This is a genomic window from Rhodopseudomonas sp. WA056 (assembly GCF_010906995.1).
GTDB classification, from domain to species: domain Bacteria; phylum Pseudomonadota; class Alphaproteobacteria; order Rhizobiales; family Xanthobacteraceae; genus Rhodopseudomonas; species Rhodopseudomonas palustris_G.
The window spans coordinates 1-6,266 of the sequence record NZ_QPFS01000187.1 but is presented as its reverse complement, the minus strand read 5'-3'; the positions used below and the strand labels follow the sequence as shown (position 1 = coordinate 6,266).

Sequence of the window (6,266 nt, the reverse complement as noted above, 5' to 3'; positions counted from 1 at the left end):
GGGCTGCGGCGATCAACGCGGCCTGCCGGGGCGCAAGGCCGTGCGCGAGCAGGCCGCCCGCCGCAAGGCCAGCAGACAACAGCGCCGCTCGTCCCCAGGGGCCGGCAGCCGATCTGTCCCTCGCAGCCCTGTGGCGCGGTGCATGCATCGGTTCACTACGGCGTCGATTACGCACGATGATAAGGATGTCCCGCCAAGATCGTCGCGGCCCGATAGATCTGCTCCAACAGCAGCACGCGGACCAACTGGTGCGGCCAGGTCGCAGCGCCGAACGACAGGCTCAACTTTGCCTTGCGCCGCAATTCGGGCGAAAGTCCGTCCGCACCGCCGATCACGAAAATAGTACCGGGCACCTGCTCGTCCCGCCACCGCCCGAGCTGGGTGGCGAAGGCCGTGCTGCCGAGGCTCTGGCCACGCTCGTCGAGCGTCACCAGCACGGCGCCGTCGGGGACATGGCCGGTGATTGCCGAGGCTTCTTCCGCCATCCTGGCCGGCGCCTCGCGGGCGCGGCTTTCAGCGATTTCATGAACATCGAGGCCACGGAAGCCGAGCTTGCGGCCGAGATCATCGAACCGCGCGCGATAGCGTTCCGCCAGCTCCCGCTCCGGCCCCTGTTTCAGTTTTCCGACCGCAAGGATCATCAGTCGCATCGGCTCACGCGCCCCTTGCGCGAGAGCCGCGCTCCTCATCCGTCAGACACGCGTCGTCAGCCGGGCCGCCCCCCAAAAGAGGGTGTGCGATGGCTACAGCGTCTTGGCCGGCGCCGGTCCCTGAGTCCACAACCGCTCGAGGTTGTAGAATTCGCGGACCTCGGGACGGAAGACGTGCAGTACGACGTCGCCGCTGTCGATCAGCACCCAATCGCAATTCGGCAAGCCTTCGACGTGCGGGGCGGCGATGCCGGCCTGCTTGAGCGCCTTGACGACGTTCTCGGCGATCGCGCCGACGTGACGATTAGCTCGCCCGCTGCTGACGACCACGTAGTCGAACATCGCGGATTTGCCGCGGAGGTCGATCGTTACCGTTTCTTCCGCCTTCATGTCGTCGAGGCGGGAGAGGATCAGTTTCAGCGTCGCTTCCGCATCCGGCGCAGCCTTGACTGGCGCCGCATCCGAAAGGATCGCCTCGGGGATCGGTCCTGGCGCAGTCCTGGTTGACGCGGACCGCGATGCCTTTGCCGCGACCGATTTCGGCAAAGCCGACGTGGACAATACAGACGTGGTCAGGGACCTTTCCTTTCACTGTATCGTGGGTGCCGACTCCCGGTGCCCACAGGTCATTCTAGAGCAATTTCCAGCAAAGTGGAATCGGCGCAACCGTAAGCACCCGCAGCGCCGCCGCGCAGTCGCGCAAATGTCACACGTCCGATGTGGGGAGCGCCGCGCCTGGAGTCCAGCGGGCGCGGTCATCATGCTTTCCAGCTTCCATCGGGGTTCCGCAACGCCGTCGATGACACCGGCGATTTCAGCCCGGTGAGAAACACCCAGGCTGGAGGCGGATGATCGGCCAGCGTCGTTGCCGCGTCGGCAGGAAGTCGCATGCGCATCAGACGCTGCGCAGCGGGAGCCGCCAGGGCGCGCAGGCTGGTCGGCGGACGGTCGATCACCGCAATCGGAATCTCGGCGGCGATCTGCTGCCACTGCTGCCAGCGATGGAACTGAGCCAGATTGTCGGCGCCCATGATCCAGACAAAGCGAGCGCCGGGACAATGCCGGCGCAGATAGCGAAGAGTGTCGGCAGTGTAGCGGGTGCCGATGACGGCTTCGAGACGGCTGACCTGGATCCGCGGATCGTCCGCGATCGCCTGCGCGGCGGCCACGCGGGCGTCGATCTCGCGTAGCCCGGAGACGTCCTTCAGCGGATTGCCGGGCGACACCAGCCACCACACCCGGTCGAGCCCCAGCCGCTTGATCGCGAACTGGCTGATCGCGCGATGCGCCAGATGCGGCGGATTGAACGAGCCGCCGAGCAGCCCGATCCGCATCCCGGGCGTGAACGGCGGAATCGCGCGGCGCGCCGCGGCGAGATCCGGCGTCACCTCAGCCTCGGCGGCGCGGCGGCATCACGGCCGGGTCTGCCCGCTGCCGTGGATGCGATACTTGAAGGTGGTGAGCTGCTCGGCGCCGACCGGCCCGCGGGCGTGGAATTTGCCGGTGGCGATTCCAATCTCGGCGCCGAAGCCGAACTCACCGCCGTCGGCGAACTGCGTCGAGGCGTTGTGCAGCACGATCGCAGAATCGACCTCGCTGAGAAACTTCGCGGCGGCCTGCGTATCCTCGGCGACGATCGCGTCGGTGTGGTGCGAGCCGTGATCGTGGATATGGGCGATCGCCGCATCGACGCCGTCGACCAGCTTGGCGGCGATCACTGCATCGAGATACTCGGTGTCCCAGTCCTCGTCGCTCGCCGGCTTCACCCGGGGATCGACCTGTTGCACCGCCTGATCGCCGCGCACTTCGCACCCTGAGTCGATCAGCATCGTCACCAGCGGCGCCAGATGCGTCGCAGCGCCCGCGCGATCGATCAGCAGCGTTTCGGCCGCGCCGCAGACGCCGGTGCGGCGCATCTTGGCGTTGAACACGATCGCCTTGGCCATCGCCGGATCGGCACTGCGATCGACATAGACGTGATTGACGCCTTCGAGATGCGCGAACACCGGCACCCGCGCCTCGCTTTCGACGCGCGCCACCAGACTCTTGCCGCCGCGCGGCACGATGACGTCGACCGCGCCATCGAGGCCGGCGAGCAGCAGCCCCACCGCTGCACGGTCGCGGGTCGGCACCAAACTAATCGCCGCGTCCGGCAGCCCGGCTTCGCGCAGGCCCTGCACCAGGCAGTCGTGAATCGCACGGCCGGAGCGGAAGCTCTCGGAGCCGCCGCGCAGGATCACGGCATTGCCGGACTTCAGGCACAGCACGCCGGCGTCGGCGGTGACATTGGGGCGGCTCTCATAAATCACCGCGACGACGCCGAGCGGCACCCGGACGCGTTCGATGGTCATGCCGTTCGGCCGCTGCCAGCTCTCGGTGACGGCGCCGATCGGGTCGGGGATGCCGCGCACCACCGCGATGCCTTCGGCCATCGCCTCCACCCGCGCGGGCGTCAGCGTCAGACGGTCCAGAAATGCCGAGGTGGTACCGGCCGCTTTGGCGTCGGCGACATCCTCGGCATTCGCCGCCAGGATCTTGTCGGCATGGGTGCGGATCGCCCGCTCCATCGCTTCCAGCGCGCGGTTCTTCTGCTCCGGCGGCGCCAGCGCCAGGATCCGGGCCGCGGCGCGGGCCCGGCGGCCCAGGTCGGTCATCAGCGTCGTCAGTTCGGCGCTGCCGTCGATGGCTTTGAGCGAGGCGGTCATGGGCTGGAGCCTGAAAAATCCGAGTTGCGTCATGTAAATAGGAGGAAAATGCCGGTACGCCAAGCCGGTTGCAGGGAAACCGGGTGATCCCTATCCTTCTGAAATCTGCTCAAGGAGGCTCCCATGGCCGGCAGCTATACCCTCGACGAGCACTCCGCGGCGTTCGTCGACAGCCTGGTCGAAAGCGGTCGCTACGAAACCGCCGGCGACGTCGTGCGGGAAAGCCTGCGCCAGATGCAGGCGCGCGAAGCCAAGCTCGAGGCGCTCCGGGCGGAGATCCAGAAGGGGCTGGACAGCGGGCCGGGCGAGGAGTTCGACGCCAAGACCTTGGCTGAGGATGTGGAGCGACGTGGACGGGAGAGGCTCGCTGCTGCGCGCGCAGCAGCCTCCAAAAGTGTTTCTTAATCGTCGCCTCAGTCCACGCGCGCGCACCGACCTCGACCAGATCTGGTCATTTATTGCAACTGATAACGAACACGCTGCTGATGCAGTGATCGAATTGATCACCCAAACGTTCGACCTGCTCACGCAGAATCCTGGTGCAGGTCGGCGGCGCCCGGAACTGTCACCAACGGTCCGGAGTTTTCCTGTCGGTAGTTACCTGGTCTTCTACGGCCGAGGCGGGAGCCATTCGGATTGCGCGTGTGCTGAACGGGCGCCAGGACATTACGCCCAAGGATATCGCGCCCTGATCACGCCGGCGCCGTCCCGACCACCAGGTCGTCGCGATGGATCATCTCGGCGCGGCCGGTGATTCCGAGGATCATCATCACGTCGGGGGACGACCGGCCTTTGATCTTCTCGGCATCCTCGGCGTCGTACGCGACCAGGCCGCGGCCGATCTCGTGAGTATCCGGCCCGCGCACGATCACCGCATCGCCGCGGGAGAACTGGCCGTCGACCCGGATCACGCCGGCCGGCAGCAGGCTCTTGCCGGCACGTAGCGCGCTGACCGCGCCGGCGTCGATCGTCAGCGTTCCCTTCGGCTCCAGCGATCCGGCGATCCAGCGCTTGCGCGCCGTGACCGGATTGGCGGGGGTCAGGAACCAGGTGCACTTGCCGCCCTCGGCGATCGCCTTGAGCGGGTGATCGATCTTGCCGGAGGCGATCAGCATATGCGTCCCGGCGGAGGTCGCGATCTTGGCCGCCTCGATCTTGGTGCGCATGCCGCCGCGCGACAGCTCCGAACCGGCCGCCCCGGCCATCCCTTCGATCTCGGCGGTGATCGCTTCGACCACCGGGATCAGCGTGGCGTCGGGATCACTGCCGGGCGGTGCGGTGTACAGCCCGTCGATGTCGGACAGCAGGATCAGCAGATCGGCGCTGGCCATCGTGGCGACCCGGGCCGCGAGCCGGTCATTGTCGCCGTAGCGGATTTCGGTGGTTGCGACGGTGTCGTTCTCGTTGATCACCGGCACCGCGTGCCATTCCAGCAGCTTGCCGATGGTCGAGCGGGCGTTGAGGTAGCGCCGTCGCTCTTCGGTGTCCTGGAACGTCACCAGGATCTGGCCGGCACCGATGCCGTGGGCGCCGAGCACTTCGGACCAGGTTCGTGCCAGTTCGATCTGGCCGACCGCGGCGGCGGCCTGGCTTTCCTCGAGTTTCAGCGGGCCGCGCGGCAGCTTCAGGCGGCTGCGGCCCAACGCGATCGAGCCGGACGATACCACCATCACGTCGCGGCCGCCGCGATGCAGTTCGGCGATGTCGGCGGCCAGCGCCGCCAGCCATCCGGCCCGCACCTCGCCGGCGGCAGAATCGATCAGCAGCGACGAGCCGACCTTGACGACGATACGGCGGAAATCGCGAAGTTTGGGGCTGGCCATGGAGTATATCGATCACAGCGTCGCGGGGCGCTAAAGCGCGGCGACTGGCGGGAAGAGGCTCGTTTTGCAGCACGGCGTCGGCTCGCGCAAGCCGTGCGAACGGACCGGCAGAGCTGTCGTCGCCGGGCTTGCGGTGGTCCGGATGGCGGGCCGCTCAGGCGTCCTGGGGCGCCCACGGTTTGGCTTCGGCCGGATTGTCGGCGGTGCCGATCGCCTTGTCGGAGACCGGCGCTTCGCCGATCACCGCGACCAGCGCCCGCAGCGCCTCCGGCACGCCCCGGCCGGTGACGCCGGACAGCAGCAGCGGCGTCTTCTTGGCGGCGCGCTTCAGCCGGTCCTTCTGCTTCTTCAATTCGTCCGGCTCGACCGCGTCGATCTTGTTCAGCGCCACGACCTCGATCTTGTCGACCAGCGTCTCGGCATAGGCTTCCAGTTCGCCGCGCACCGTCTTGTAGGCCTTGCCGGCGTGTTCGCAGGTGGCGTCGATCAGGTGCAGTAGCACCCGGCAGCGCTCGATATGGCCGAGAAAACGGTCGCCGAGGCCGGCGCCCTCATGGGCGCCTTCGATCAGGCCGGGAATATCGGCGAGAACGAATTCGCGGCCGTCGCTGTTCACCACCCCAAGCTGCGGATGCAGCGTCGTGAACGGATAGTCGGCGATCTTCGGCTTGGCGGCGCTGACCTTGGACAGGAAGGTCGATTTGCCGGCATTCGGCAGCCCGACCAGGCCGGCATCGGCGATCAGCTTCAGCCGCAGCCAGATCCAGCGCTCCTCGCCGGGCAGGCCGGGGTTGGCGTGGCGCGGCGCGCGGTTGGTCGAGGATTTGAAATGGGCGTTGCCGAAGCCGCCATTGCCGCCCTTGGCCAGCACGAACCGCTCGCCGACCTTGGTGAAGTCGTGGATCAGCGTTTCCTTGTCCTCGTCGAAGATCTGGGTGCCGACCGGCACCTTCATCACGATGTCCTTGCCGCCGGCGCCGTGGCGATCGCTGCCCATGCCGTTGCCGCCCTTCTGGGCCTTGAAGTGCTGCTGGTAGCGATAATCGATCAGCGTGTTCAGGCCGTCGGCGGCCTCGACGATGATGTCG

At 67.2% G+C, this 6,266-nt stretch carries 8 protein-coding genes; 2 read left to right on the top strand and 6 right to left on the bottom strand.

What is annotated here, in order from left to right:
• Positions 1 to 167 precede the first annotated feature (167 nt).
• The 4 genes from rlmH to DU475_RS22720 form a co-directional block, all read right to left on the bottom strand.
• A complete protein-coding gene (rlmH, locus tag DU475_RS22735; RefSeq protein ID WP_041806963.1) occupies positions 168 to 650 on the bottom strand; it encodes a 23S rRNA (pseudouridine(1915)-N(3))-methyltransferase RlmH in 483 nt (160 codons plus the stop codon).
• A 93-nt stretch (positions 651 to 743) separates the two neighbouring features.
• Complete coding sequence (rsfS, locus tag DU475_RS22730; RefSeq protein WP_041807647.1) at positions 744 to 1,133, bottom strand: ribosome silencing factor; 390 nt, start codon at positions 1,131 to 1,133, stop codon at positions 744 to 746.
• Between the two features lie 275 nt (positions 1,134 to 1,408).
• A complete protein-coding gene (locus DU475_RS22725; RefSeq protein ID WP_013500312.1) occupies positions 1,409 to 2,038 on the bottom strand; it encodes a nicotinate-nucleotide adenylyltransferase in 630 nt (209 codons plus the stop codon).
• Positions 2,039 to 2,062: 24 nt separating this feature from the next.
• A complete protein-coding gene (locus tag DU475_RS22720) occupies positions 2,063 to 3,355 on the bottom strand; it encodes a glutamate-5-semialdehyde dehydrogenase (RefSeq protein WP_164633404.1) in 1,293 nt (430 codons plus the stop codon).
• 123 nt (positions 3,356 to 3,478) lie between these two features.
• Between DU475_RS22720 and DU475_RS22715 the strand changes: the two genes are divergently transcribed.
• Both DU475_RS22715 and DU475_RS22710 read left to right on the top strand, forming a co-directional pair.
• Positions 3,479 to 3,760: a type II toxin-antitoxin system ParD family antitoxin gene (locus DU475_RS22715; RefSeq protein WP_164633403.1), complete on the top strand. Its 282-nt coding sequence runs from the start codon at positions 3,479 to 3,481 to the stop codon at positions 3,758 to 3,760.
• Positions 3,693 to 4,109: a type II toxin-antitoxin system RelE/ParE family toxin gene (locus tag DU475_RS22710; protein ID WP_246700401.1), complete on the top strand. Its 417-nt coding sequence runs from the start codon at positions 3,693 to 3,695 to the stop codon at positions 4,107 to 4,109. Before DU475_RS22715 ends, DU475_RS22710 begins: the two co-directional genes overlap by 68 nt.
• Here DU475_RS22710 and proB read toward each other — a convergent pair.
• Positions 4,048 to 5,178, bottom strand: a complete 1,131-nt coding sequence (gene proB, locus DU475_RS22705; RefSeq protein ID WP_013500315.1) for a glutamate 5-kinase — start codon at positions 5,176 to 5,178, stop codon at positions 4,048 to 4,050. The genes DU475_RS22710 and proB overlap by 62 nt on opposite strands.
• Before the next feature lie 154 nt (positions 5,179 to 5,332).
• Positions 5,333 to 6,266, bottom strand: a 934-nt coding sequence (gene obgE / locus DU475_RS22700) for a GTPase ObgE (protein WP_164633402.1), incomplete at its 5' end; no start/stop codon positions are given.